This is a genomic window from Blastococcus sp. SYSU DS0541, from assembly GCF_054050875.1.
On record NZ_JBJHAD010000003.1, the window covers coordinates 266,317 to 293,207 of the forward strand.

21 protein-coding genes are annotated in these 26,891 nt (G+C 74.9%); 12 read left to right on the top strand and 9 right to left on the bottom strand.

What is annotated here, in order from left to right:
- Positions 1–36 precede the first annotated feature (36 nt).
- Together ACI794_RS05715 and ACI794_RS05720 are read left to right on the top strand one after the other, a co-directional pair.
- The gene (locus ACI794_RS05715; RefSeq protein ID WP_456615837.1) at positions 37–2,283 is read left to right on the top strand and encodes a helicase-associated domain-containing protein; all 2,247 of its coding nucleotides are present in this window, start codon (positions 37–39) and stop codon (positions 2,281–2,283) included.
- 40 nt (positions 2,284–2,323) lie between these two features.
- A complete protein-coding gene (locus ACI794_RS05720) occupies positions 2,324–2,641 on the top strand; it encodes a DUF1905 domain-containing protein (protein ID WP_456601086.1) in 318 nt (105 codons plus the stop codon).
- Here the strand turns inward: ACI794_RS05720 and ACI794_RS05725 are convergent.
- On the bottom strand, positions 2,607–3,107 hold the full coding sequence (locus ACI794_RS05725) for a DUF1648 domain-containing protein (protein WP_456601087.1): 501 nt from the start codon (positions 3,105–3,107) through the stop codon (positions 2,607–2,609). The two genes, ACI794_RS05720 and ACI794_RS05725, sit on opposite strands and share 35 nt — an antisense overlap.
- A gap of 111 nt (positions 3,108–3,218) precedes the next feature.
- On the opposite strand from ACI794_RS05725, the gene ACI794_RS05730 reads away from it, so the two are divergent.
- On the top strand, positions 3,219–4,904 hold the full coding sequence (locus ACI794_RS05730) for a DNA repair helicase XPB (RefSeq protein ID WP_456615838.1): 1,686 nt from the start codon (positions 3,219–3,221) through the stop codon (positions 4,902–4,904).
- Positions 4,905–5,007: 103 nt separating this feature from the next.
- On the opposite strand, the gene ACI794_RS05735 is transcribed toward ACI794_RS05730, so the two are convergent.
- Together ACI794_RS05735 and ACI794_RS05740 are read right to left on the bottom strand one after the other, a co-directional pair.
- Complete coding sequence (locus ACI794_RS05735) at positions 5,008–7,161, bottom strand: DUF222 domain-containing protein (protein WP_456615839.1); 2,154 nt, start codon at positions 7,159–7,161, stop codon at positions 5,008–5,010.
- Between the two features lie 39 nt (positions 7,162–7,200).
- Positions 7,201–7,737 carry an N-acetyltransferase family protein gene (locus ACI794_RS05740; RefSeq protein ID WP_456615840.1) on the bottom strand — a complete coding sequence of 179 codons (537 nt, stop codon included), beginning with the start codon at positions 7,735–7,737 and terminating at the stop codon, positions 7,201–7,203.
- Between the two features lie 238 nt (positions 7,738–7,975).
- On the opposite strand from ACI794_RS05740, the gene ACI794_RS05745 reads away from it, so the two are divergent.
- Positions 7,976–9,751, top strand: coding sequence for a DEAD/DEAH box helicase (locus tag ACI794_RS05745; protein WP_456579511.1), 1,776 nt, complete (start codon positions 7,976–7,978; stop codon positions 9,749–9,751).
- A 137-nt stretch (positions 9,752–9,888) separates the two neighbouring features.
- On the opposite strand, the gene ACI794_RS05750 is transcribed toward ACI794_RS05745, so the two are convergent.
- Together ACI794_RS05750 and ACI794_RS05755 are read right to left on the bottom strand one after the other, a co-directional pair.
- The gene (locus ACI794_RS05750; RefSeq protein ID WP_456615841.1) at positions 9,889–12,879 is read right to left on the bottom strand and encodes a helix-turn-helix transcriptional regulator; all 2,991 of its coding nucleotides are present in this window, start codon (positions 12,877–12,879) and stop codon (positions 9,889–9,891) included.
- A gap of 62 nt (positions 12,880–12,941) precedes the next feature.
- A complete protein-coding gene (locus ACI794_RS05755; protein WP_456601092.1) occupies positions 12,942–13,067 on the bottom strand; it encodes a hypothetical protein in 126 nt (41 codons plus the stop codon).
- A gap of 234 nt (positions 13,068–13,301) precedes the next feature.
- On the opposite strand from ACI794_RS05755, the gene ACI794_RS05760 reads away from it, so the two are divergent.
- On the top strand, positions 13,302–13,547 hold the full coding sequence (locus tag ACI794_RS05760; protein WP_456615842.1) for a DUF6458 family protein: 246 nt from the start codon (positions 13,302–13,304) through the stop codon (positions 13,545–13,547).
- Between the two features lie 345 nt (positions 13,548–13,892).
- On the opposite strand, the gene ACI794_RS05765 is transcribed toward ACI794_RS05760, so the two are convergent.
- Complete coding sequence (locus ACI794_RS05765; RefSeq protein WP_456601094.1) at positions 13,893–14,612, bottom strand: LURP-one-related/scramblase family protein; 720 nt, start codon at positions 14,610–14,612, stop codon at positions 13,893–13,895.
- A 50-nt stretch (positions 14,613–14,662) separates the two neighbouring features.
- On the opposite strand from ACI794_RS05765, the gene ACI794_RS05770 reads away from it, so the two are divergent.
- Complete coding sequence (locus tag ACI794_RS05770; protein ID WP_456601095.1) at positions 14,663–15,928, top strand: ArgE/DapE family deacylase; 1,266 nt, start codon at positions 14,663–14,665, stop codon at positions 15,926–15,928.
- A complete protein-coding gene (locus tag ACI794_RS05775) occupies positions 15,925–16,557 on the top strand; it encodes an HD domain-containing protein (RefSeq protein WP_456601096.1) in 633 nt (210 codons plus the stop codon). The genes ACI794_RS05770 and ACI794_RS05775 overlap by 4 nt, the downstream gene beginning before the upstream one ends.
- Here the strand turns inward: ACI794_RS05775 and ACI794_RS05780 are convergent.
- Positions 16,523–16,798 carry a DUF4031 domain-containing protein gene (locus ACI794_RS05780; RefSeq protein WP_456601097.1) on the bottom strand — a complete coding sequence of 92 codons (276 nt, stop codon included), beginning with the start codon at positions 16,796–16,798 and terminating at the stop codon, positions 16,523–16,525. The genes ACI794_RS05775 and ACI794_RS05780 overlap by 35 nt on opposite strands.
- Positions 16,799–16,913: 115 nt before the next feature.
- Here ACI794_RS05780 and ACI794_RS05785 point away from each other — a divergent pair, with 115 nt between their 5' ends.
- From ACI794_RS05785 to ACI794_RS05795, 3 genes are all read left to right on the top strand, one after another.
- Positions 16,914–17,909: a Gfo/Idh/MocA family protein gene (locus ACI794_RS05785; RefSeq protein ID WP_456615843.1), complete on the top strand. Its 996-nt coding sequence runs from the start codon at positions 16,914–16,916 to the stop codon at positions 17,907–17,909.
- 5 nt (positions 17,910–17,914) lie between these two features.
- Entirely contained in the window at positions 17,915–18,742 is an 828-nt protein-coding gene (locus ACI794_RS05790; protein ID WP_456615844.1) for an SDR family oxidoreductase, read from the top strand.
- A gap of 103 nt (positions 18,743–18,845) precedes the next feature.
- A complete protein-coding gene (locus ACI794_RS05795; protein ID WP_456615845.1) occupies positions 18,846–19,475 on the top strand; it encodes a hypothetical protein in 630 nt (209 codons plus the stop codon).
- A 7-nt stretch (positions 19,476–19,482) separates the two neighbouring features.
- Here the strand turns inward: ACI794_RS05795 and ACI794_RS05800 are convergent, their stop codons facing one another.
- Positions 19,483–20,280: a DUF72 domain-containing protein gene (locus ACI794_RS05800; RefSeq protein ID WP_456615846.1), complete on the bottom strand. Its 798-nt coding sequence runs from the start codon at positions 20,278–20,280 to the stop codon at positions 19,483–19,485.
- Between the two features lie 269 nt (positions 20,281–20,549).
- On the opposite strand from ACI794_RS05800, the gene ACI794_RS05805 reads away from it, so the two are divergent.
- Positions 20,550–22,613: a fibronectin type III domain-containing protein gene (locus ACI794_RS05805; RefSeq protein ID WP_456615847.1), complete on the top strand. Its 2,064-nt coding sequence runs from the start codon at positions 20,550–20,552 to the stop codon at positions 22,611–22,613.
- A 301-nt stretch (positions 22,614–22,914) separates the two neighbouring features.
- On the top strand, positions 22,915–24,978 hold the full coding sequence (locus ACI794_RS05810; protein ID WP_456615848.1) for a fibronectin type III domain-containing protein: 2,064 nt from the start codon (positions 22,915–22,917) through the stop codon (positions 24,976–24,978).
- Between the two features lie 280 nt (positions 24,979–25,258).
- Here ACI794_RS05810 and groL read toward each other — a convergent pair whose 3' ends face one another.
- Positions 25,259–26,884, bottom strand: a complete 1,626-nt coding sequence (gene groL, locus ACI794_RS05815; RefSeq protein ID WP_456579524.1) for a chaperonin GroEL — start codon at positions 26,882–26,884, stop codon at positions 25,259–25,261.
- Positions 26,885–26,891 lie beyond the last annotated feature (7 nt).

Sequence of the window (26,891 nt, forward strand, 5' to 3'; positions counted from 1 at the left end):
CAGCGTCCGCGGGGACGGCGACGTAGCGTGGACCGGATGTCCACGGAAGCCCCCGCGACGCTCGCCGCCTGGTTGCGCACCCGCAGCGACGAGCAGTTGCGCGCGCTGCTGGCGGCCCGGCCCGACGTGGCCCGCCCCGCACCGTCCGACGTCGTCGCGCTGGCCAGCCGGCTCGCCGTCCCGGTGTCGGTGGACCGGGCCCTCGACGAGCTCGACGCCGCCACCCTGCAGGTGCTCGACGTCGTGCTGCTGGCCCCCACCGACGGCCTGGCCCCGGACGCGCTGTCCGGCGAGCTGCCCGAGGTGCCCGAGGACGTCGTCGCCGGCGCGGTCGAGGCGCTCACCGCGCGGGCCCTCCTGTGGGGCGACGACGTCCTGCACGCGCCGGACCCGGTGCGCCGCGCCGTCCGGCACCCCGCCGGGCTGGGCCGCCGGGCGGTGGACCTGCGCCTGCAGCTGCCCGCGGACCTCGCCGCCGCCGTCGGCGAGCTGACCCCTGAGGAGCGGCAGGTGCTCGAGCGGCTGGCGGGCGACCGCCCGGTCGGCCACCTGCCCGACAGCCCCAACGGGAGCGCCTCCCCGGCGCGGCGGCTGCTGCAGCGGGGCCTGCTGGCGCGCATCGACGCGCTGAACGTCGAGCTGCCCCGCGAGCTGGGCCTGCTGCTGCGGGGTGACCGCCCCTACGGACCGCCGCGCCGGCGACCGGAGCCCGCCGTCGTCACCCGCGACCCGCAGGTGGTGGACCGGCAGGCCGCCGGTGCGGCGCTGGAGCAGGTGGGCCGGGTCGGCGAGCTGCTGGCGCTGCTGGAGGACGAGCCGGCCGGGCTGCTGCGCAGCGGCGGGGTGGGGGTCCGCGACCAGAAGCGGCTGGCCCGGACGCTCAAGGCGAGCGAGCCCGACGCCGCCTGGCTGCTGGAGCTGGCCCACGCCGGCGGGCTGCTCGACGTGGGCGGGCCGCACCGCGACGAGTGGCTGCCCACCCGCGCCTACGACGTCTGGCGGGAGCAGGACCTCGCCGACCGCTGGGCGGTGCTGGCGGCCGGGTGGCTGGGCGGCGTCCGGCTGCCCTCGCTCGTGGGCGTGCGGGACCTCGCCGGCAAGGCCGCCAACCCGCTCTCCCCGGACCTGGTGCGGCACACCGCGCCGGCGATCCGCCGGTCGGCGCTGGCCGTGCTCGCCGAGCAGCCCCCGGGGTCCGGGTTGGCGGCGGACGAGTTGACCGGGCTGCTGCGCTGGCGCACCCCGCGGCGGGCCGACCGGCTGGCGCCGGTGCCCGACATGCTGGCCGAGGCCGCGCGGCTCGGTGTCCTCGTGAATGGGGTGCTCTCCACCGGCGGTCGCGGCCTGCTGGCCGGCGGTGAGGACGGCGCGGCCGACGGCATGCGCGGGCTGCTGCCCGAGCCCGTCGACCACGTCCTGGCCCAGCCCGACCTGTCGCTGATCGCGCCGGGTCCGCTGGTCGCGGAGCTCGCCGACACGCTCTCCGTCGTCGCCGACGTCGAGTCCTCCGGCGGGGCGACGGTGTTCCGGGTCTCGGAGTCCTCGGTCCGCCGGGCGCTGGACGCCGGCTGGTCGGCCTCGGATCTGCACGACTTCTTCGCCAAGGCGTCCCGGACGCCCGTGCCGCAGGCGCTGGACTACCTGGTCGACGACGTCGCCCGCCAGCACGGGCGGCTGCGGGTGGGCGCGATCGAGTCCTACGTGCGCTCGGACGACCACGGGCTGCTGTCCCAGGTGCTGAGCGACCGGCGCACCGCCGCCGCCGAGCTGCGCCGGCTGGCGCCCGGGGTGCTGGTGAGCGGGCTCGGCGCCGACGAGGTGCTGACCGTGCTGCGGGAGGCCGGCTACGCCCCGGCCGGTGAGCACCCGGGTGGGGCGGTGCTCACCCGTCCGCCGGCCCGGCCGCGCGCCGCCGGCCGCCGCGGCACCGAGCCGCCGACCGCGCCACGCCCGCTGGGCGCCGCCGACCTGGACACGACGGTGCGGGAGATCCGGGCCGGCGACGCGGCGCTCGCCGCGCGCCGCGGCGAGGCGGTGCGCCAGGTGCCCGGGGTGACGACGGCGTCGACCCTGGAGCTGCTGTCGCGGGCGGTCCGGGACGGGGTGCCGGTGTGGCTGGGCTACGTGGACGCCCAGGGCAGCGGCAGCCAGCGCGTGCTGCAGCCGGTGTCACTGGCCGGGGGCTTCCTGCAGGGGTACGACGAGCGACGCGGGGAGAGCCGCACCTTCGCCGTCCACCGGATCACCTCCGTGGCCCTGGTGGAGGACGACGACGCGGTCTGACCGGCGGCGTTCCGTCGGTGGGGCGGCCTACCGTGCCGCCGTGACCGAGACGTTCACCGCCGTCCTGTGGGTCCACGACGGCCCGGCCGGGTGGCACTTCCTCACCCTGCCGCCGGCGGTCGCCGACGAGGTCCGGGAGCTCGGCGCCGGTGCCCGCGTCGGTTTCGGCTCCGTGCGGGTGGCGGTCACGGTGGGCGGCACCTCGTGGGAGACCTCGGTGTTCCCGGACGCGCGGAGCGGCTCCTACCTGCTGCCCGTGAAGAAGCCGGTGCGGGCCGCCGAGGGGCTGCGCGCCGGCGACCGAGTACGGGTGGCGCTCGACGTCAGCCGGGCTCCGGCACCCGGTAGCGGCGGGTGAGCATCCAGCCGACCCGGCCGAGGACCGCGAGCAGGTAGAGCCCGAGGACGAGGAAGGCCCAGCCGTCGAGCCGGGGATCGGCCGCTTGCGCGGCGCGGACCACCAGCACCTGCACCGCGGCGATCAACAGCAGCGTCCACGCGCCGATCCACCACAGGTCATCGGCCACCAGTGCCCGCAGGCGGGGCAGGTGCTCAGGGCGCTTCCAGTACCCGGGGTGCGGCACGTCGAACAGGTGGGCGGGCGCCCGCTGGACCATCACCACCAGGCCGGCGAACAGCAGCGCCATGCCGAGCCCGAGCAGACCGGCGGTCCACAGCGCCTCCGCGCGACCGGCCCACCGGTCCGGTTCGCCACCGCCGCCGAAGTGCACCGGCACCCGGTCGGGCAGCCGCGCCAGCGACCACGCCCAGGCCGCCGCGCAGGAAGCCGTCGCCGCGAGGAACCACCAGCGCGCCGAACCCACACCGGCAACCTATCGATCCCCCGCGCCGTCCCCGACCCCGGCGAGAGGGAAGGTCGTGTCGCCCCCCGGCGTTACCGTGGGCAACCCCCGCCCCATGGAGAGAGTTGACGCGTGTCTGACGGCCCCTTGATCGTCCAGTCGGACAAGACCTTGCTGCTCGAGGTCGACCACCCGCTGGCCCGTGAGTGCCGCGCGGCCATCGCCCCGTTCGCGGAGCTGGAGCGCTCCCCCGAGCACGTGCACACCTACCGGGTGACCCCGCTCGCGCTGTGGAACGCCCGCGCGGCCGGCCACGACGCCGAGCAGGTCGTCGACGCGCTGGTGCGCTACTCGCGCTACCCCGTGCCGCACGCGCTGCTGGTCGACGTCGCCGACACGATGGACCGCTTCGGCCGGCTGACCCTGGCGCAGAACCCGATCCACGGGCTGGTGCTGACGTCCTCGGACCGCGCGGTGCTCGAGGAGGTCATCCGGTCGAAGAAGGTCGCGCCGATGTTGGGCGCCCGCATCGACGACGACTCGATCGTGGTGCACGCGGCCGAGCGCGGCCGGCTCAAGCAGGCGCTGCTCAAGGTCGGCTGGCCGGCCGAGGACCTCGCCGGTTACGTCGACGGCACGGCGCACCCGATCTTCCTGGAGCAGGACAACTGGCAGCTGCGCGACTACCAGCAGGAGGCCGTGGACGGCTTCTGGGCGGGCGGCTCGGGTGTCGTCGTGCTGCCCTGCGGTGCGGGGAAGACGCTGGTCGGCGCGGCGGCGATGGCCGAGGCCAAGGCGACCACGCTCATCCTGGTCACCAACACCGTCTCCGGGCGGCAGTGGAAGCGCGAGCTGATCGCGCGGACCACGCTGACCGAGGAGGAGATCGGCGAGTACTCCGGCGAGCGCAAGGAGATCCGGCCGGTCACCATCGCGACCTACCAGGTGATCACCACCCGCCGGAAGGGCGAGTACCGGCACCTTGACCTCTTCGACGCGCAGGACTGGGGCCTGATCGTCTACGACGAGGTGCACCTGCTGCCGGCGCCGATCTTCCGGCTGACCGCCGACCTGCAGTCCCGCCGCCGGCTGGGGCTGACCGCGACGCTGGTGCGCGAGGACGGCCGCGAGGACGACGTCTTCTCCCTGATCGGGCCGAAGCGCTACGACGCGCCGTGGAAGGACATCGAGCAGCAGGGCTACATCGCGCCGGCCGAGTGCGTGGAGGTGCGGGTCGCGCTCGACGACGAGGAGCGGATGACCTACGCCGTCGCGGAGCCCGAGGAGCGGTACCGGATCGCGGCGACCGCGCAGTCGAAGTTGCCGGTGATCCGCCGGGTGCTCGACCGTCACCCCGACGAGCAGAAGCTGGTCATCGGCGCCTATCTCGACCAGCTGGAGGCGCTGGGTGAGGCGCTCGACGCCCCGGTGATCCAGGGGTCGACGACGAACAGGGAGCGGGAGCGGCTGTTCGACGCCTTCCGCACCGGCGAGATCAAGACGCTGGTGGTCTCGAAGGTCGCCAACTTCTCCATCGACCTGCCCGAGGCCGCGGTCGCGGTGCAGGTGTCGGGGACGTTCGGGTCACGCCAGGAGGAGGCGCAGCGCCTCGGCCGGGTGCTGCGGCCCAAGGCCGACGGCCGGCAGGCGCACTTCTACACCGTCGTCAGCCGGGACACCCTCGACAGCGAGTACGCCGCCCACCGGCAGCGGTTCCTCGCCGAGCAGGGCTACGCGTACTCGATCGTCGACGCCGCTGACCTGGCCGGTTCCGGTGAGGTCAACGGCCCCGACTGGGTGGACGAGCCCGCCGACTGACCTGGCGCGATCTCGATGCCCTCGGCGACCAGGTGCAGCAGCGTCGGTGCGTCGATCACGAACCGCGTCATGCGCCCGCACCGTAGCGGCGCCGCGGGGCGCATCAGTACGGCGGTGGGGACGTCGAGGCGACCAGGCCGCCGGGGGTGGTCACGGTGAGCGTGCCGTCTGCGGCCAGCTCGTGCTGCCAACCCGGGGCCTGGTGCTTGCCGCGGTGGTGCGGGGTGCAGTAGCCGACGAGGTTCTCTGCGCTCGTCTCGCCGTCGGGCCAGCGCCGGTCGTGATCCAGCTCGCCGCTCCTGGGTACCGGCCGGCGGCAGCCGGGGAACCGGCACCGGCGGTCGCGAGCCCGCAGGAAGCGGTCGAGCCGGGCGCCCGGCCGGTATCCGTCGGTCGGCGGCGGAGCGCCGAGGCCCGGGAAGGCGCTCAGGTCGTGGGTGCAGCAGGCCGGGTTCTGCCGGCAGGCGCTGCCCTCGCACCGGGACCGCCGGCGGAGTTCATCGCTGTCGGTGAGCGCCACCAGCGCGCCCGTCAGCTCGTCGACGACCGCGATCCGCGGGCGGTCGACCAGCCCACCGCCACCGGTCCGGTCGAGCAGCTGCGCGAGTGCGGTGCGTTGGGCCTGGGTCGCGGCTCCGAGTGCGGTGAGGGCATCAGAGGCCGAGGAGGTCCGCCCTCCCTCGCTCCTCCGCCAATCGGCTTCGTCCTCCGCGTCAGCCACCCCCGCGGCCGCCACCGCACCTCTCGCCCGACCCACCGCCCGCTCCAGGTCCAGCAGGACCGCCCCCGCCGCCTCGACGGCACGGTCGGCGGCAGCCCAAGGACCGGCCCCAGGCGCAGGGGCGTCGGCGAGGGCGTGACCTGGCCGGGGCACAGGGGCGTCGGCCAGCGCAGAAGTGAGCCGGGGGTCTTGCGGCGGTGCGCCGGCGGGGGCAGGGCCGGAGCGCCGCTCGGGGCCGGGCTCGGACCACGGGCCGTCGTCCACGCTCCAAGCAGAGTCCAGCCACGGGAGGAGGTCCACCGCGGCCGGCATCGCCTCCCAGCGGGCCGCTTCCTCCCAGAACCGGGCCTGCTCCTCGGGTGGCGGGGCCTCCGCGCCGCCCCACTCCTCCAGCACCCGCGCCTCGGTGGCGGCCCACCAGTCGGCCAGGGTCTCCTCCTCCCACGCGTCCGGTGGGCGGGTGCCGGGCGACCACGTCTCGTCCGGCTCCGCGGTCTTTTCCGACGGCGCAGTCTCCTCCGGCGGCGCGGGCTCGTCCGGCTCCGCGGGTGCGGGTGGCTCCGCGGGTACCGGTGCCGCCGCGTCGACCGGCCGTGCGGCTCCAGCCGGTGCCACAGAGTCGGGCAGGAGGCCCAGCGCGCGAGCGAGAGCCCGCACCATCTCGGCCGGTACGACATGGCCGTTGATCTCCCCCGGCTGGTCGCCCCCCAGCATCGTGCGCACCCCGGCCACCAGGGTGAGCTGCGCCTGCACGGGCGCGAGATCGTTCTCCCCCGGCCGCAGCACCAGATCGAGCAGGCGGTCGGCCATCTTCTGCCCGCGGGTGCGCCGGTCGTCGGGCGTGGAATCCAGGGCGTCGGCGTACCGACCCAGCGCGTCGAGGAGGGCTTGCGCCTCCGGCACGGAGATCAGCGCGCTGAGCACCGCCGTCCCGTCGGTGGCACCGGGCCGGACGGAGACGCCGCGCTCGTGGAGCGCCCGGGTCAGCCGGCCGGCGGCGTCCCGGGCGTCCCGCCGGAGCACCACCCGGCGCGCCTTGTCACCCAGCTGCGCCGGGGTGGTGACCCGGCCGGCGGCCCAGGCGAGCAGCTCGGCCTCCACCTCCGCCCGGATCCCCGCGTCGGCGATCGGTGCGACGGTGCCGAGCATCGGCCACAGATGCCCGTCGTGCAGCGCCCCCGACTCGAGGGCGTCCAGCGTCCCTGGCAAGCGGTGCACGAGGGTGAGGGACCGGGTGAGCAGCGCCTCGGCCGACTGCGAGGTGCGGGACAGGGCGAGGGCGAGCTCCTGCGTCGCCCACTCGCTGACCCCGGACAGCACCTCAGCGCGCGACGCCCGGCGATCGGCACTCATGGTGCCCGGCTCGCCGGGCTGCCGGTCGACCGATGCCGGGCGGGTCGCGGCGAACTCGGCGATCGCCCGGGCCCGCAGCGCGGTCTGCCGGGCGATCTCCCGGTCAGCGGCCTGCACCGCGCCGAGCGGACCGGACGCCCACCCGGCCGGTGGCGCGTCGTCGGCAGCACACCCGTCCGTCATGCATCGAACATACGTTCGACCTCTGACAGTTCTCGCCGATCAGCCGCCGGCCGGCCGCAGGTCCAGGCCCATCAGCACCTCGTTGCGGCGGTCGCCCGGGGCGACCTGCAGAGCTCCCGGCCAGCAGCCGGTGACCACCCAGCCGTACCGCGCGTAGAACGTCTCCAGCCCCATCCCGCCACGCACCTCGAGCCGCAACGACTCCAGGTCGAGGTCGTCGCGCGCCGCGCGGGCCACCTCGGTCATCAGCGCGCCACCCACGCCGCGACCCCGGGAGGGCAGCGCCGTCTGGACGTGCGTCACGCGCCCCCAGTGCGCCGCGACAGGGTCGGCGTTGCCGGTCAGCACCAGCCAGCCGGCGACCTCTCCCTCGTGCTCGGCGACGAGGACCCGGCACAGCCGCGGGTCGAGCCCCGCGACCAGCCGGTCGACCACCGGCGCCACGACACCGTCGTCCACCGGTACCTGCCGGGCGAAGCCGACCGCTCCCCCGGCGTTGGCGACGTCCCGCCAGCAGGCGACGAGCCCCGCCCGCAGCCGCGAGGTCACCTGGTCGGGACCGGTCAGCCAGCGCACCGCCGGAGTCTGTCAAGTGACCGCGATGCCGCCGGGGACGCCTGGGATCCCCGGGGCCGACGGGAGTGACGAGCCGGTCCGTCCATGCCATGACGATCGCCACACCGACCGCGCAACGATGGACATAGGGCCAGGTCACAGGCCTGTTGGCACGCGGCCATACGTGCCGCCCGGCGGGGCGCGCGGCAGGAGACCGGTTGGGCGTGTCGTCCGCGCGGCAGCGAAGATGGGTCCCGACATGGCGACTGCAGCAGCAGCGGCGGCCCGGGCCCCGCAGACGACCAGCCGACCGCTCCGGGCATGGCAGCAGGCCGCCCTCGGCCAGTACGAGGAGGCCTCCCCCAAGGACTTCCTGGTCACCGCTACGCCCGGCGCCGGGAAGACGACCTTCGCCCTCACGCTGGCCGCTCGGCTGCTGTCGCGGCGGGAGGTGGCACGCGTGGTCGTCGTCGCCCCCACCGACCACCTGCGGTTGCAGTGGGCCGAAGCGGCCGACGCGATGGGCATCGTCCTCGACCCGAACCTGACCAACGCCGTCGGCCCGGTGCGCGCCGGCACCCAGGGCTACGTCACCACCTACGCGCAGGTCGCCGGCAAACCGATGCTGCACGCCGCCCGCGCCACCGCCGTCAAGTCGCTGGTCATCCTCGACGAGGTGCACCACGCCGGCGACGGGCTCTCCTGGGGCGAGGCGGTCGAGGAGGCCTACGGCATGGCCGCGCGCCGGCTCTGCCTCACCGGGACGCCGTTCCGCACCAAGCCCGACGAGCGCATCCCTTTCGTCCGCTACGAGGAGGACACCTTCGAGGGCGAGGCGGGCGGTCTGGTCAGCCGCGCCGACTACACCTACGGGTACAAGGAGGCGCTCGCCGACAACGTGGTCCGCCCGGTGGTCTTCGCCGCCTACACCGGGACCTCGCGCTGGCGGAACTCCGCCGGCGAGGTCGTCGCCGCGTCACTCAGCGAGGCCGGCACCAAGTCGGTGGAGATGCAGGCATGGCGCACCGCCCTGGACCCGAAGGGCCAGTGGGTGCCGCACGTCATCGCCGCGATGGACGACCGGATCACGCACCTGCGCGAGGAGGGCGGCATGCCCGACGCCGCCGGGCTGATCCTCGCCAGCGACCAGGACGACGCCCGCGACTACGCCAAGATCGTGCGCCGGGTGACGGGCAAGGCGCCGGAGCTGATCCTCTCGGACGACCCGAAGGCGTCGAAGAAGATCGAGCGGTTCGCGACCGGGTCAGCCCGGATCGCCGTCTGCGTCCGGATGATCTCCGAAGGCGTGGACGTGCCGCGCGCCGCCGTCCTCGCGTGGATGACCTCCTACCGGACGCCGTTGTTCTTCGCCCAGGCCGTCGGCCGCGTCGTCCGCTCGCGGGCCGCGCACGAGTCGGCCACGGTGTTCCTCCCCGCCGTCCGCCCGCTGCTGACGCTGGCCGCCTCGATGGAGGAGCAGCGCAACCACGTCATGCCGCCGCCGAAGACGGTGCAGGGCGACGAGCTCGACCTCGAGCCGCTGCCACCCAAGGAGAAGGACCCCGACGGCATGAAGCAGTGGGAGGCCCTGGAGGCCGACGCCCGCTTCGCGCACGTGCTGCACGGGGGGACGGCGCACACCGGTGAGGGCCGCCCGGCGACGGTCGTGGCCCCGGAGGAGGAGGACTTCCTCGGCATCCCCGGCCTGCTCACCCCTGAGCAGACGGCGTCGCTGCTGGCCAAGCGCGACGAGGAGCTGCGGCTGCGCATCGCCCAGAGCCACCGGGACGACGCCGACGACTTCATGGTCGTCGAGGACCACCCGGACGAGGACGACGCCGGCCGCTCGTGGCGCGATGCCGCGGAGCTGCGGCGGGAGATCAACCGGCTGGTCAACCGGGTGGCGGCGCGCACCTCGCAGCCGCAGGCGGTGGTGCACACGCAGCTGCGCCAGTCGGTGCCCGGCCCGCCGTCGGCGTCGGCGTCGGTCGACGTCCTCCGCGCCCGCCGCGAGCGCCTCCGCACGATGCTCTGACACCGTCGTCCTCCGGACGACACCGCGGTGACACCGTCGTCCTCCGGACGACACCGCGGCCAGGGGGCTCCCCTGGAGAGTGGAGCCGTTGCATCCCACCTGCGCGGAGCCCTCCGGGCCCCACTCGGCGCGATCGATCACGGTGTCGGTAGCAGGCCCCGGCTCGCGGCGATGGCGACGGCCTCGGTGCGGCCGCCCGCGCCGAACTTGGCCAGGATGTTGCTCACGTGGACGCTGGCGGTCTTCTCGCTGATGTAGAGCTCCGCGCCGATCTGCCGGTTCGTGCGCCCGAGGGCCAGCAGCCGCAGCACCTCCGCCTCCCGCGGGGTGAGGACGGCGGAGACGTCGACCGTCCGGACGCCGGCGACGTCGAGCCTGCCGCGGCGTGCCAGCGCCTCGACCGCCTCCCGCAGCGGCCGTGCCCCCACCCGGACGGCGACCTCGTGCGCGGCCAGCGCCTGCTCCCCCGCTCCGGCCCGGTCGCCGGTCGCCAGGAGCGCCTCGGCGAGCCGCCGGCGGGACCGCGCCTCCTCGTAGACGTGCCCGAACCCGAACGCCTCGACCGCCGCGCGCCACAGCTCGGGTGCGGCGTCCCCGCGCAGCCGGGCCGCCTCGGCCGCCACCCGGGCCTGCCAGGCCCTCGCCTCGACGCCCATCGTGTCGCCCCACCACCGCCGGTAGATCTCGACCGCCGAACCGGCGACGTCGACCAGCTCCCCACCGACCTCGGTCCACCGGGACTCCTCCGCCACGTCCCCGGCCCCCCGGGCCGCGGCTGCGGCGTCGGCGACGGCAGCGAGCGCCGTGCCGGCCAGCCGCAGGACGCCCAGGTGGTCGGTCCACGCACGCTGCAGCCGCCCACTAGCGGCCAGGGCGACGTCGACGGCGGTCCGGGCGTCGCCCTGCCACGCCGCCAGATCGATCTCGGAACCGGCCGTGACGAGGTCGAGGAGCACGTGCGCGCCGAGGCGCGGGATGAGCCCGCGGGCCCAGTCGACGCGCTCGCGCGCGGCCGGCTCCCCCCGCCCGACGAGGACGAGGAGCCCGGCGGCGCGCACGTGCGCGGCCATCTCCGGCACCCGGGCCAGCAGGTCGGCCTCCGCCAGGCTCGCGTCCCACTCCCCGGTCATGTAGAGGGCCGTCACCTGCAGGTGCCGGAGCTCGGCCGGGTAGTACGACCACTCGATGCCGAGGTCGCCCGCCCGCCGCGTGCCGCACCGGGTCCACTCCAGCGCCTCGCCGATGCGGCCGGCCTCGAACGACACCGTGGCGAGGTTGAACAGCACCCGCATCTCGACGTCCACGTCTCCGGACCGCCGGGCCCGTGCCAGCGCCTCGTCCAGCCGGGCCCGGACCGCCACGGGGTCGGCTCCGGGCAGCGCGCGCACCTGGGTCACCGCGATGTCGGACCAGGCGCCCTCCAGGCCCAGCACGTCGGCCGCGGCCAGCGCCTCCTCGGCCGCCGCCTCCGCCTCCGCCAGGTCGCCCTTGCTGTAGCTCAACCGTGCGAACGTGGCCGCCGCCCACGTGCGCTCCTCCGACGGCGGCTGCGCGGGCACGAGCGCCATGGCCGCGGCGCTCTCCCGGTGCGCACCGGTGACGTCCTCGACGCGCACCATGGCCTGGGCGAGCGTGTAGTGCACCCGGGCGCGCCTGGCCGGGTCGCCGTCAGGGCCGAGCGCCTCCAGCGCTGAGCGGAGCAGGGCCACGGCGCGGTGGAGCTCCCCCACGGTGCGCGCGGCGGCCGCCGTCTCGGCCAGCAGCGCCGCCTGGTCCCGGCCGGCCCGCTCGCCCGCATCCGGCACGGCCGACCAGAGCGCGAGCGCAGCCTCGAGGTGCTGCAGCTGCTCGGCGGGGGCGCCCACGCGGCACGCGTGCACGGCAGCCTCCAGCGAGGCGGCGAACGCACCGGGGAGGTCGTTGCTCTCCCGGGCGTGGTGGGCCCGCTCCGCGGCGGTGCCGGCGTCGGGGTGCGCGTCCAGGTAGCCGGCGATCGCCGCATGCAGCCGCACCCGTTCGCCCGGGAGGAGGTCCGCCAGCACGGCCTCGCGGAGCAGTGCGTGCCGGAAGCGGTAGCGACCGTCGTCGGAGACGACGAGCAGGTGGTGGTGCACCGCCTCGGCGAACGCCCGCTCCAGCTCGTCCGGCGGCAGCTCACCGATCGCCGCGACCAGCTCGTGGCGCACCCGGCGCCCCGCCACAGCGGCCACCCGCAGCACCTGCTGGACGGCAGGGGAGCGCTGCTCCACCCGGGCCAGCAGGACGTCGGCCAGCGCGAGCGGGAGCCCCTCGCCGTGCAGCCCCGCGGCCAGCAGCTCCTCGGCGTAGAAGGCGTTGCCCTCCGCGCGGGCGACGACGTCGTCGATCGCGTCGTCCGGGAGCCCACCGGTGCGGAGCGCCAGGTCACGCACCAGCTGCCCGAGCGCCTGGTCGGGCAGCGGGGCGAGGTCGAGGCGCTCGACGCCCGGCAGCCGGACGAGCTCGGCCAGCAACGGGCGGAGCGGGTGCCGGCGGTGCAGGTCGTCGGCGCGGTAGGAGGCGACGACGGCGATCGGCTCGTCGGACAGCCGGGCCAGCAGGTAGCGCAGGAGGTCGCGGCTGGACCGGTCGGCCCAGTGCACGTCCTCGAGCAGCACCAGCAGCGGGCCGGCCGCCGCCAGCTCGCACAGAAGGCCCGCCACCGACTCGAACAGCTGCAGGCGGCCGTCCTCGACCGGCTGCGGAGCCGCCCGGTGCGGGAGCGGGCTGCCGAGGTCCTGGCCGTCCGCCGGGGGACGCACCGGCACGACCGCACCGGGGCGGCCTGCGATCAGACCGGCGAGCACCGGGTTCTCGCGGGAGGCCGGCGCCAGGTCCGGGTCGGCCGCCACCGGGCGCAGCAGGTCGACGAAGGGCAGGTAGGGCAGCCCGACGTCGCCGAGGTCGACGCAGTGCCCGGTGAGCACCCGTAGCCCGCGCTCAGCTGCCCGCCGGCTCAGCTCGTCGAGCAGCCGGGTCTTGCCGACGCCGGCGTCGCCGGCGAGCAGGGTGGCGCACGCCCGTCCGGCGACGGCCCGCTCCACCTGCGCGAGCAGGTGGGCGAGCTCCTCTGCCCGGCCCACGAGCGGGGCGTCGTCCCAGCGAGACACGGCAGGGATCGTGGCACGCGGGGGTGACCGATCGGGCCCGGCGCCACCCGGCCGGGGTGTGCTCAGCGCGAACGCCGGGGCCTGCGGAGCCACGGACCGCGCCGGGTCCGCGTGCCGCGACCGAGCTCCTGGAGGACCTCGCGGCGGTAGGCGAGCTCGGCCTCGAGTCCGGGGTTGGGGTACGTCATGGTCGTTCCTCTCATCGGTTCGGACGAGGAGAACGGTCGTGCTGAGGGGGGACCCGCGACATCGGGCGACCACGCCGTCCCCGGTAGCGGTCCCCGCCTAAGGGGGCCTCAGACCCACCCGTCGGGGTGACATCGGGCGCAGGAGCGGTTCACCGCCCGGCGCGCGGGAACCGTCGCCCCCGCGGCGAGCGCCGCAGGCCGGCGCTCCGCCGGCCGCCACCGGAGGAGTTCGTCATGCGACTCGGAACCGCCATCGTGCTGCTCGCGCTCGGCGCGATCCTCACCTTCGCCCTGCGCGTGGACGTCAGCGGCGTCGACCTGCAGGTCGTCGGCTGGATCCTGATGATCGTCGGTGCGCTGGGCATCGTCCTGGAGCTGGCCGTCTGGGGCCCGCGCCAGCGCCGGGTCGCCCGCACCGACGCCTACGGCGACCCGGGCGGCGCCCCGGTGCGCCGGAGCACCACGGAGGAGTCCTACTGAGCCGACCCGCTCGGCGAAGACGCGAGAGCCCCCGCCCGGAGGGCGGGGGCTCTCGTGCGTCGAGGTCCGGACCGGATGACGGCCGCCTCGCGGCGAAAAGCACAACACGGCTCCAGGCCCCCGACCGAGGTCGGGGCGGTAGTCCGTGAAGGCGTAACCAAATGGCACCCGGGGGCACGATGCACCCGGTCCGGACGGGATCCACCGTACGCGCCGGACGGACCGGCGTCATGTCGCGGGACGTGGCCGTGGACACGGTTGGTCGGGTCGTTCCGCGTGGGCCCCGGAGGGGTCCGCGCAGGTCGGGACGGCACCTGGCCGCGATGCGACGCGGACCGTCGCAGGTCAGTTGAGGCCGCGTTCGTCCTGCTTGAGCGCGGTGTCCACGGTCAGCGCGGAGGCGATCACCATGCTGGCCAGCGGCTCGGGCAGCCGGTAGTGCACGAGGACGACGTAGCGGTCGGCCGTGGTGAACATCGTCCGTGCCAGGCCCTCCCACTTCTTGGTGATCCGGGCGACCTCGACGCCGGCCGCATCGGTGATCGCGAAGTCCCAGGCCCGCCAGTTCTCCGCCTGGATGGCGCCGACCGGCCGCCCACCGGCGACCAGGTCGAAGCGGATCTTCCCGAAGACGTTCGCCTGCACGATCTCGCCGACCGGGGCGCCGTCGGGCCGCTCCACGACCACCCGCGACCTCACGAACTTCGCCGGCCGGGTGAGCACCAGCACCGGCCCGCGGGCGTCCCGGACCTCGAGCCGGTGGGTGAGGAACTGGTCGAGGTTGGAGACCAGCCGCACCGCCTTCTTGAGCGAGCTCTGCCCCACCTGGACGACGGCGCCGATCTGCTGCCCGCTCCCGTCGAGCACGGCGTACTCGTTGGTGAGCTCGATCAGCTTCGTCCTCTGGTTCACCAGCAGCACCGGCTGGTCGTAGAGCGACGGGCCCGCGGCCGGGGGCGCCGCCTGCCGGGCGTGCTCGGTCCACCCCTGCCCGCCCCACCACCGGGTGCCTCCGCCGCCGGCGGGATCGGGATACCAGCCGGGCGGCGGCGGGGGCTGCGTCACGGCCGTCACGCTAGCGCCGGTCCCCTGCTGCCCCGTGCCAGACTCCGACCGTGGCCGACCTGACCGACGTGGAGGCCCGTGTCCTCTCCGCCGTCGACGAGCGGTGGGCCGTGGACCGGCTGGCCGCGATGATCGCCGTCCCCTCCGTCGGGGGCAGCGCTGCGGAGAGCGAGGTGCAGCACCTGCTCGCCAGGTGGCTGGACGAGCTCGGCTGCGACGTCGACTGCTGGCCCGTCGACCTGGCCGAGGCGGCGGCCGCCGCCGACGCCCCCGGCCAGGAGGTGGTGCGCACCGAGGCGTGGGGCGTCGTCGGCACCGTCGGCGGCGAGGGCACCCCGGCGCTGGTGCTCTCCGGGCACACCGACGTCGTCCCGCCCGGCGACCTCGACCTGTGGTCCGGCGACCCCTTCGTCCCCCGCTTCGCCGATGGCGCGGTGCACGGCCGCGGCGCCTGCGACATGAAGGCCGGCGTCGTCGCCACCCTCGCCGCGGTGCACGCCCTGCGGACGGCGGGGGTCCGCCTGGCCCGCCCGCTCGCCCTGCACGGCGTCGTCGGCGAGGAGGACGGCGGCCTGGGCGCCTGGGCCGCACTGCGGCGCGGCCACACCGGCGAGCTGTGCGTGATCCCCGAGCCCACCGCGCAGGCCGTGGTCACCGCGCATGCCGGCGCGCTCACGTTCCGGCTGGAGATCAGCGGCCACGCCGCGCACGCCGCCATGCGCGACCGCGGGGTGAGCGCCGTCGAGCTGTTCGCGCACGTGCACGCCGCGCTGCTCGCCTTCGAGACCGAGCGGCAACAGGATGCCGACCCCCGCTTCGGCGACGCCCGCTTCCCCTACGGCATCTCCGTCGGGCGGGTGCGGGCCGGCGACTGGGCGAGCTCGGTGCCCGACCGGCTGGTGGCCGAGGGGCGGTACGGGGTGCGCATCGGCGAGCCGGTCGAGGCGGCGCGCGCGGCGCTGGAGACCCGGCTGGCGGAGGTCTCGGCGACGCACCCGTGGCTGGCCGAGCACCCGGTGCGGCTCACCTGGGTCGGCGGGGCGTTCGCCAGCGGGGAGCTGCCGGCCGGGCACCCGCTGCTGCCCGCGGTGCGGGCCGCGGTCGTCGACGCCGGCGGGCCACCACCGGTCGAGCGCGCCCTCCCCGCGGGCACCGACCTGCGCCTCTACGCCGCCGCAGGCATCCCGACGCTGCACTACGGCCCGGGCGACCTGCACCTGGCCCACGGCCCGCAGGAGCAGGTGCCGGTCGCCGAGCTCGTCACCGCCGCCCGCGCCTTCGCGCTGCTGGCGCTGCGCACCTGCGGGGCCCGGTGAGCGGCCCGGTCGGGTTCGAGGCCTGGGCCGCGCTGGCCGGGGACTCCCCCATCTCGCGCACCGAGTGGGCCGCGGTCGTCGCCGCCTGGAGCGAGCCGCACCGCCACTACCACGACCTCGCGCACCTGGCGGCCGTCCTCGGACTCCTGGAGCGGCTCGCCGCCGGCGTCCCCGACCCGGACGCCGTCGCCCTGGCCGCCTGGTACCACGACGTCGTCTACGACCCGCTGCGCCCGGACAACGAGCAGGTCAGCGCCGAGCGCGCACGGGCCGGGCTGCGCGGGCTGGTGCCCGAGGAGCGCGCGGAGGAGGTGGCCCGGCTGGTCCTGCTCACCGCCGGGCACGACCCCGAGCCCGGTGACGCCAACGGGGCCGCGCTCTGCGACGCCGACCTGGCGGTGCTCGCGGCACCTCCGGCCGCCTACGCGGGGTACGCCTCGGCGGTCCGGGCCGAGTACGGGCACCTCTCCGACGAGGAGTTCACCGCCGGGCGGATCGCCGTCCTCGAACGGCTGCTGGAGCTGCCCCGCCTCTACCGGCTGCCCGCCGCCGAGGAGTGGGAGCCGGTCGCCCGGGCCAACCTGACCGCCGAGCTCACCCTGCTGCGGGCGCGCGCTTCCGGAGCCTGAGGCCCGCGGCGAGCAGGCGCGCCAGCAGCTCCCGGGAGCCCACCGGCAGGGCCCCCGCGGCGACGGCGATGTCGTAGAGGTCGGCCGGCACGTCGTAGTGGTCGCCCTGGAACGCCCGCCGCGGGATGCCGAGCTCGGCGGCGACGAAGGCGTGCAGCTCCTCGTAGGAGACGTCGCTGACCAGGTGGGACCACATCCGCCCGCGCCAGGGCCACACGGGGCTGTCGATCAGCACGGCCACGGGGAGCAGTGTGCCGGGCCGCGACTAGCGTCTGCCTGGTGAGGCGAGCTTGCGAGCCCACCCAGATGCACAGCAGTGGCGCGAAGCGAGCGACGAGCGCCAGCGAGGAGACCAAGTGAGCGCAGAGATCCGCTGGGGAATCGTCGGGCCGGGCCGCATCGCCGAGAAGGTGGTCGAGGACTTCGCGGTCGTCGACGGCGCCCGCGCCGTGGCCGTCGCCTCCCGGTCCCAGGAGCGCGCCGACGGGTTCGCCGCCCGGCACGGCCTGGAGCGCGCGTACGGCTCCTACGCCGACATCCTCACCGACCCGGACGTCGACGTCGTGTACGTGGCCACCCCCCACCCGCAGCACCACCAGTTCGCGCTGGCCGCGCTGCGCGCCGGCAAGGCGCTGCTCGTGGAGAAGGCGTTCACCGCCACCACTGCCGGCGCCACCGAGGTCGTGGACCTGGCCCGCGGGACCGGCACCTTCGTCATGGAGGCGATGTGGACCCGGTTCCAGCCGGCCGTCGTCGCGCTGAACGAGCTGGTGGCCGACGGCGCCATCGGCGAGGTGCGCTCGGTGCAGGCCGACCTCGGCGTCGCCCGCGAGTACGACCCCGTGGACCGGCTGTTCGCGCTCGAGCTCGGCGGCGGCGCCCTGCTCGACCTCGGGGTCTACGTCGTGAACTTCGCCCAGATGCTGCTGGGCACCCCCGACCGCGTCGTCGCCACCGGCTCGCTCTTCCCCTCCGGCGCCGACGCTGAGGCCGCGATCCTGCTCGGCTGGGACGACGGCCGCAACGCCGCGCTCACCACGTCGCTGAAGTACGCCCTGCCGGGCGCCGCCCGCGTGGTCGGGACGACGGGGTGGATCGACGTCGTCCCCCGCTTCCACCACCCGCAGACGATCGTGCTGCACCGCGCCGGGGCCGATCCCGAGGAGATCACCCGCCCGCAGACCGGCGCCGGGTACGCGCACGAGCTGATCGAGGTCACCGAGTGCCTGCGCGCCGGCCGGACGGAGAGCGCCGTGATGCCGCTGGCGGACACGCTCGTGGTGCAGGACGTGCTCGGGCAGGCCGCCGACCAGCTCGGGGTGCGGCACGCGGAAGCGGTCGACGTCCTGTGATCGTCGTGACCGCCGCCGGCGGGGCCACCGGCACGGCCGTCGTCCGGGCGCTCCTCGCCCACGGCGAGCGGGTCCGGGCGGTGGTGCCCTCGCGCAAGCCGCGGCCGCAGCTGGACGGCCTGGGCGCCGAGGTGGTCCTCGGCGACCTCACCGGCGACCCGTCCCCCGCCCTCGCCGGCGCCGACGCCCTCTACCTGATCTGGCCGAACTTCGACCCGGCGGAGGCGACCGGCGCGCCCGCCGTGCTGACCGCGGCCGCGCGTGCGGGGATCCCCCGGCTCGTCTACCACTCGGTGCTCCGCCCCCAGGCCCGCGCCATGCCGCACCACGCGGCCAAGGACCGCGTCGAGGAGTCGCTCGACGGCGCCGTCGCCGGCACGCCCGCGCGGTGGCGGGTGCTGCAGCCCTGCGCCTACGCCGACAACCTCGACGGCGCGCTCACCAGCGCCGTCGCGACCGGCGAGCTGCGCAGCCCGTGGGGCCTGGAGCGGGCGCAGTCGTTCGTCGACCTGCGCGACGTGGCCGACGCGGCCGCCGTGCTGCTCACCGAGGACGGGCTGGACAGCGGCACCTTCGAGGCGGTGGGCCCCGAGGCGCTCGCCGCCCCCGACGTCGCCACGCTGCTCACCGCCCGCTCCGGGCGGCCGGTCACCGCCGTCGACGTCCGCACCGAGGACGACGGGACCTACGCCGGCCGGTGCCGCACCACGATGTTCGACTGGTACCGGGCGCACGGCTTCACCGGCAGCCCGCGCGTGCTGACCGCGCTGCTCGGTCGGCCACCGCGCACGTTCGCCGAGCACCTCGCCGACCGGGTGCCGGCGGGCCGCTGACCGTCCCCCGACCGGGTGGCACGGCTGCAGGGGCCGCGGGCGCGTGCCGATGGGAACAGGAACGGCCGTACCGACGGCCGCCCGCCCGAGGGGATCGACATCCATGGCTCTGCTCGAAGGTCTGGCCGCACTGGCGGCGAAGTTCGCCGGCGCCAGCACGGTCGCCCAGGTTGCGACCGGCGTCGGCATCGCGACCGCCGGGGTCACCGGCGCCGGTGCCGTCGGCGCCCTGCCCACGCCGGTGCAGGACGCCGTCGCCAGCACGGTCGAGACCGTGACGCCGTTCGAGTTCGCCGGCTCGGAGGACGAGGTGACGGCGACCGACGAGGGGACCGACCGCGACGAGGTGGACGCCGAGGAGGAGACCGCCCCCGTGGAGCCTGTCGAGGCGGAGCCCGTCCTCGGGGAGGAGACCGTCGAAGAGCAGCCCACCGAGGGCGACGTCGTCGAGGACGAGAGCGCCGACGAGGAGGCCGGGCTCCGCGGCCTCGACAACGCCATGGCGCACGCCGACGAGCACGCCCAGGAGGCGCTGGCTGCGGCCCAGGCCCGCCAGGCGGCCAACGACGCCGAGAAGGCCGGCCGCGAGGCGGCCCGGGCCGCGGACACGGCCGCCCGCGATGCGGCGAAGGCGGCCCGGGACGCCGCCACCCCGGCCGCGGAGACCGTCGGGAAGAGCACCGGCCAGCCCGCCGGCCAGGGCCGGGGGAACCAGGGCCGCGGCGGGAACTGACCTCCGGTCAGACGGGAGCCTGCTGCTCGGGCTCCCACGCCAGCCCGGTCGCCTGGGCTGCGGTCGGCACCCGGGTGGGTGCCGACCCGGCCCGGCGCACGGCGTCGGCGAAACGCACCGCGTCGATCACCGCGTTGCAGCCCGGGTCGTTGTTGAAGTAGACGAGGACGTCGCTCTCGCCGTACGCCGCGGCCAGCCGGTCGGCCCACAGCTGCAGCGTCTCCGGGCGGTACCCCCAGCCCTCGAACCCGTGGTGCAGCCGCAGGTAACCCCAGTCGGCGGTCCGCCAGAGCGGGGCCACGGGCTGCTCGTCGCGATCGGCCCAGCACAGCGCCGCCCCGTAGCGCTCCAGCAGCGCCCGGATCTCGTCGGTCCACCACGTCTCGTGCCGCGGCTCCACCGCCACGCGGGTGCCGGCCGGGAACTGCGCCAGGCACTCCCGCAGCAGCTCGGGGTCGGCCTTGAGCGTGGGTGGGAGCTGCAGCAGGACCGTGTCCAGCTTGTCCGCGAGCCCCTCGGCGCGGCCCATCAGGCGGGCGACCGGCTCCTCGGGCTCGCGCAGCCGCTTGATGTGGGTGAGGAACCGGCTGGCCTTGACCGCCCACCGGAAGTCCGACGGGGTGCGCGCGCGCCACTTCTCGAACGTCGCCCGCTCCGGCAAGCGGTAGAAGGCGTTGTTGCTCTCGACGGTGGCGAAGTGCTGGACGTAGTGCTCCAGCCACAGCCGCTGCGGCAGCTTCTGCGGGTAGAAGGCCCCGCGCCAGTCGCGGTACTGCCACCCCGACGTCCCGATGATCACCGCCATCCCCGGCCGCTACCCCGTACCGCGGTGGCTGACGCGACGACCGCCCGCGCCCCCCGTATTGGGGGACGGCGGCACCCCTCTGCTCGGCTGCCGGGGTGTCCGGTCACGGACAACCGTGTGACGTACCAGACCTGGCCCACGACGGGGTGGGCACGGCGGGAACCGCGGAGTTGGACATGACCAGTACAGCAACGACCCCGAGAGGTGGTCGCGGGGGTGCGCACCGCGCCGTGGTCCCCCGTGCCCCACGATCGAGCCGCAAGCGCCTCATGGCCGGAGGGCTCAGCGCGGCCCTGGCCACGAGCGCCATCATCACGTTCGCCGCCGTGGCCGAGGCGGGCACACCCCCGGCCGGCCCCGGCAACATCGAGATCTTCAACAAGCGCAGCATGGTGGCCCTCGAGGGCTACACCGCCCAGGCCGGCCAGGAGGCCACCGTCGAGGTGATCCGCGGGAGCGAGATCGTCGGCATCGGCCGGGGGACGATCGACGACACCGGCTTCTTGGAGTTCAACCACCCCGGCGGGGAGTGCTGGATCGGGGTCACCCCCAACATCAAGCCCGGCGACGAGGTCAAGGTCTCGTTCAGCGGGGCGCTGTTCACGGACTCCGCCGTCACGATGTCGCCCACGGTGACCTCCGTCGTCGGCAGCAACTTCGTCGCGTCCGGCGAGGTGGTCGAGGGTGACCCGGAGACCCGCGTGCGCGGCACGGGGACGGTCACGATCAACGGGACGTACGACCCCGCCGACCCGTGGTTCGACCCGGCTCGGTTCGTGATCGAGACCGTCAACCCGGACAACAAGGACGACAAGACGCCGCCCGGGGAGGACCCGGGGCTGGTGGACGCCCGAGCGATGGGCATCACGCTCGTCCCGGACGCCGAGCACCCCAACGGCGAGCCCGGCCTGTGGGACGCCACTGCCACGATCGACCCGGCGACCGGCACCTGGTCGGGCACCTACACGCTCTACACGGAGGCCGACTACGACCGGACGCTCGCGGGCGACCACGTCGCCGCCTCGTGGATGGCGGAGTCGGGTGAGCTCGCCCTCGGCCTCACCCAGAACGAGTTCGAGGAGATCCCCGGGCCGGGGATGGGCGGCTGCCCGCCGAGCCCCGACGGTCAGGTGCCGACGGCCCCGACCACGGCTCAGCTCTCCTCGGCCACGGGTTCCACCTCGGTGGACGTCACCTGGGAGCCGGCGGCGCAGCCCGCCGACGCTCCTGAGGTCACCGGCTACCGGGTGGCCGCGATCGGCGGTGCGCACCTCGAGCAGGAGGTCGCGGAACGGACCGGCGCGACCGCCGTGTCCCTCGACGGCCTGGAGGCCGGCGCCTCGTACGAGATCATGATCGAGGCGTACAACGGCCGCTGGTCGGCGGCACAGTCGGTGGGCTCGATCGTGGTCGGCTCCGGTGGCGGCACGACCACGCCGACCGACCCGACGACCCCGACGGAGCCGTCCACCGCCCCGGCGGCGCCGACCGGGCTCGCAGCCGAAGGCACCGGCCTCGACAGCGTGACCGTCACCTGGGCCGCATCCCCGGCGGAGGACGCGGTGACCAGCTACACCGTCACCGCCACCGCGGCTTCCGGCGAGCCGGTGACCCTGCCGGTGACGGCGCCCGCGACCAGTGCGACGCTCACCGGGTTGGGGTCGGGGACCGTGTACGACATCACCCTCACGGCCACCAACAGCATCGGCACCGGTGCAGCGGCCGGTCCCGTCCAGGCCACCACGCTCAGCACGGCAGCGCCGAGCTCGACCACGGTGAGCCGGGTCATCTCGGGCCACGAGCGGGTGACGATGGAGTGGTTGGCAGCCACCCCGGGGAACTCCGCCAGCCCGGTGACCGGCTACGAGCTCTCGGCCACCCCGGTCGACAGCACCGGAACTGCCACGGGTGAGTCGGTGACGGCCTCGGTCGGCGCCGTCACCACGGGGACCATCTCGGGCCTGACCAACGGGACCACCTACCGGCTCGACGTCGTCGCCGTGGCCGGCGAGTCGAGGGGCCCGGCGGCGACCTTCGCCGACGGCCACCCCGGGACGGTGGTGCCGAACGACGTGCTGACCGTCGGCAGGGCCCAGTTCCGGGACGACCGCAACGAGTACCGGATCACCGGCACGGCTCAGGACACGACCGCCAACACCGTGACCATCCGGCTCAGCACCGGCGAGCTCGTGGCCCAGAACGTCGCGGTCACCGACGACGGGGCGTGGTCGGTCAGCACCCGCAACGGCCCGCAGGCCACGCCGGGGGCGACGCTCACGGTCACCTCGTCGTCCGGGGGGAGCCTGACGGGGGTGCCGATGGAGCGCCGCTGACCACCACGGTCGTGGCGGCGGCAGCGACCGCATCCCGCCGCCACGACCGGACGCCGAGGGCCCGTCACCGTTCCGGTGGCGGGCCCTCGGCACGTCGGCGTCCGCGCTCCTCCGGGTGATCGGCCGGGATGCCTCCTTTTGGGGGGTGCACGGCCCCCCACCCCTCGGCTGCCCCAGGCCCTCCGGCTGAACCACGGTGAGCACGTTCCCTCGACCGAGGCGACCACGGCTCACTGCGGAGACAGCCATGACCAGGACAGGACCGACCACCGGGCGTGGTCGCAGGGGACGGCACGGACCGGTGACCGCCCCCACGACCGGAGCCCTCCATCCCACGACCAGGACCCGCCGCGCCACGATGGCGGGCGGCCTCGCCGTCGTCACGGCCGCGGGCGTCCTCGCGACGCTCTCGGGCGTAGCGAGCGCCGGCACCCCGCCGGCCGGACCGGGCAACATCGAGGTGTTCCCCGACCGCGACATGATCGCCATCGAGGGCTACACGGCCCAGGCCGGCCAGACCGCGAACATCACCGTCCGGCGCGGCGGCCAGGTCGTCGGGACCGCCTCCGGCGAGGTCGACGCCACGGGCTTCCGGGAGTGGAACCACGACTCGGCCAGCTGCTTCACCGACGTCACGCCCGACTTGCAGGCCGGTGACGAGGTGTCGCTGTCGTTCAGCGCATCGCCCCTGGTGGACGGCATGCAGGTCAGCTCGGCACAGATCACCGAGGTGATCGCCAGCGAGCCGGCCGAGGGCAACGTCAACTCCGTCACCTACAACGGCACCTACGGCAGCGACGTCAGCCTCGACCGCTTCGCCGTCGAGGTCGTCAACCCGACCATGCGCGACGAGGGCGCCATCGGCGAGCGGGCCATCGGCTGGAGCCCGAACGAGGTGCCGGACGAGGCGCCCACCGGCTACACGGTCTCGGGTACCGCGGAGAACGGCGTGTTCTCCGTGACCTTCGCCGACATGTCCGCCTCGGACCAGCAGTTGGTGTACGAGGGCCAGGCCGTGGCCCTGAGCTGGATGGCCGACGCCACCACGGTCGAGCAGCAGCTCGGCCTCACGCTGGCCGAGTACGGGCTGGCCAGCGGCGGTGCTCCCGGCTGCCCCGCCGGCCCGGACGGCGCGCGGCCGCCCGTCAGCGAGTACTCGACGGTGTGGAACGCCGACGGGACCTCGGCCACGGTCACCTGGGCATCCGCGACGCCGGTGCTCGGTGGTGACGCGGTCACCGGCTACAGCGTCACCGCCGTCGACCAGACCACCCAGCGGCAGGAGGGCTACCGCGTGGGCGCGAACGCCACCCAGGTCGTCCTGGACGGGCTCACCAGCGGCGCGCTGTACGACATCGAGGTCCGCTCGATGGTCGGCAACGAGATGGGCGCTCCCTTCGCCCTGGCCGGGACGATCGCGCCGCCCAACGAGGACGGCTCGGCGGACACCACGGCGCCCGTGGTGACCACGACCCCCGCGCTGACCGGCACCACGGCCGTCGAGACCGCCTCCCTGACGCTGGCCACCGACGAGGGGACGCTCTACTACACGACCGACGGCAGCCTGGTGACGACGGTGGAGGGCGGCAACGTCCCGTCGGCCACCGCGACGCTGTACACGGCGCCGATCCCCGTCACCACGGCCAACACGACCGTGAACTACGTCGCCATCGACGCGGCCGGCAACGCCACCCACGGCTCGGGTGTGGTGTCTCCGGCGCCCGCCGCCGCGGCGGTCGCGCCGACGGGGCTGGCGATCACCGGCTTCAACGGGTCGGGGGTCAACAACGACGCCGGCCGGGTCCGCCTGGCGTGGAACCCGGTGACCGACGCCACGGAGTACCGGGTCCGCGTGTCACTGCGGACGGACGCGACGGCCACGACTTCGGCCACGGTCGTGCTCCAGCCCGAACGGGACGTGGTCGTCACCGGCACCACGGCCGAGGTGACCGGTCTGCCGAAGTCCGAGCCGGGGACGAGGTGGGTCTTCCGCGTGCAGTCGAAGACCCCGGCCGCGACGACGTACTCGTCGCTGTCCCCGGGCGTCAACGTCGTCCTCCCGGGTGACGACGTCGCCATCGGGCTGGCGCAGTTCCGGACCGGCGACGAGTTCCGGATCGACGGCTCGGGCACCGTGCCCGGGGCGACGATCACGGTGCACCGCACCAACACCGCGGGCACCGGGCCGGCCCTCAACCCGATCGCCGGGTACCCGACCGGTGTCGTCGGTCCGATCGAGGCTCCGGAGGCCTCCGGAGCCTGGGCCATCACCGTCGACCCGGCCCCGGCGACCGCACCCACGGAGATCTGGGTGAAGTCGAGCGAGGGCGGCGTCTCCGGACCCTTCCCGGTCGAGGTGCGCTGACCGCTCCACCAACCGAGGGCCCGTCACCAGCCGGTGGCGGGCCCTCGGCCTGTACGGGCCGGCCGCACACCGGACGCCTGCTTCTCGGATGTCGGGGTCCGGGCGGCGCTCCGGAGCCCCGCTTCGCGGAAGTCGCGCCGCACGCCGGCGGCGACAACCCCGGAGACGCCGACAGGGGCGGCCCCGCCGAAGCGGGACCGCCCCTGCTGGTGAGGCCGTGGAACGGCCTCGTCCAGAGGCTCACCCCGAGCGTGCGAGGGGTGAGGAGGACGAGGTCCTCTTAGAAGTCCATGCCGCCCATGCCATCGCTGTTCGGCATGGCCGGAGCGTTCTTCTCCGGCTTGTCGGCGATGACGGCCTCGGTGGTGAGGAAGAGCGCCGCGATGGAGGCGGCGTTCTGCAGCGCCGAGCGGGTCACCTTGGCGGGGTCGATGATCCCGGCGGCGACCAGGTCCACGTACTCGCCGGTGGCGGCGTTGAGGCCCCAGCCGGTCTCCGAGTTGCGGACCTTCTCCGCGACGACGCCACCCTCGAGGCCGGCGTTGATCGCGATCTGCTTCAGCGGCGCCTCGAGCGCGACGCGCACGATGTTGGCACCGGTCGCCTCGTCACCCTCGAGCTCGAGCTTGTCGAACGCGACGGCCGTGGCCTGCGCGAGGGCGACGCCACCACCGGCGACGATGCCCTCCTCGACGGCCGCCTTGGCGTTGCGCACCGCGTCCTCGATGCGGTGCTTGCGCTCCTTGAGCTCGACCTCGGTCGCGGCACCGGCCTTGATGACGGCGACGCCACCGGCCAGCTTGGCCAGGCGCTCCTGCAGCTTCTCCCGGTCGTAGTCGGAGTCCGACCGCTCGATCTCGCTGCGGATCTGGTTGACCCGGCCGGCGATCTGGTCGGTGTCCCCGGCACCCTCGACGATCGTCGTCTCGTCCTTGGTGACGACGACCTTGCGGGCACGGCCCAGCAGCTCGAGGCCGGCGGTGTCGAGCTTGAGGCCGACCTCCTCGCTGATGACCTGGCCACCGGTGAGGATGGCGATGTCGCCGAGCATGGCCTTGCGGCGGTCGCCGAAGCCCGGCGCCTTGACGGCGACGGACTTGAAGGTGCCACGGATCTTGTTCACGACCAGGGTCGCGAGGGCCTCGCCCTCGACGTCCTCGGAGATGATGGCCAGCGGCTTGCCCGACTGCATGACCTTCTCCAGCAGCGGGAGCAGGTCCTTGACCGAGCTGATCTTCGAGTTGACGACGAGCACGTACGGGTCGTCGAGGACGGCCTCCATGCGCTCGGCGTCGGTGACGAAGTAGGGCGAGATGTAGCCCTTGTCGAAGCGCATGCCCTCGGTGAGCTCGAGCTCGAGCCCGAAGGTGTTGCTCTCCTCGACGGTGATGACACCTTCCTTGCCGACCTTGTCCATCGCCTCGGCGATGAGCTCACCGATGGCGGGGTCGGCAGCGGAGATCGACGCGGTCGCGGCGATCTGCTCCTTGGTCTCGACGTCCTTGGCGGTGGCGAGGAGGTACTCGCTGACCGAGGCGACGGCGGCCTCGATGCCCTTCTTCAGGGCCATCGGGTTGGCGCCGGCGGCGACGTTGCGCAGACCCTCGCGGACGAGCGCCTGGGCCAGCACGGTGGCGGTGGTGGTGCCGTCACCCGCGACGTCGTCGGTCTTCTTGGCGACCTCCTTGACGAGCTCGGCCCCGATCTTCTCCCAGGGGTCCTCGAGCTCGATCTCCTTGGCGATGCTCACACCATCGTTGGTGATGGTGGGCGCGCCCCACTTCTTCTCCAGAACGACGTTCCGGCCACGGGGGCCGAGCGTCACCTTGACGGCGTCGGCGAGGGTGTTCATCCCTCGCTCGAGGCCGCGGCGTGCCTCTTCGTTGAACGCGATCATCTTGGCCATGTGGTGA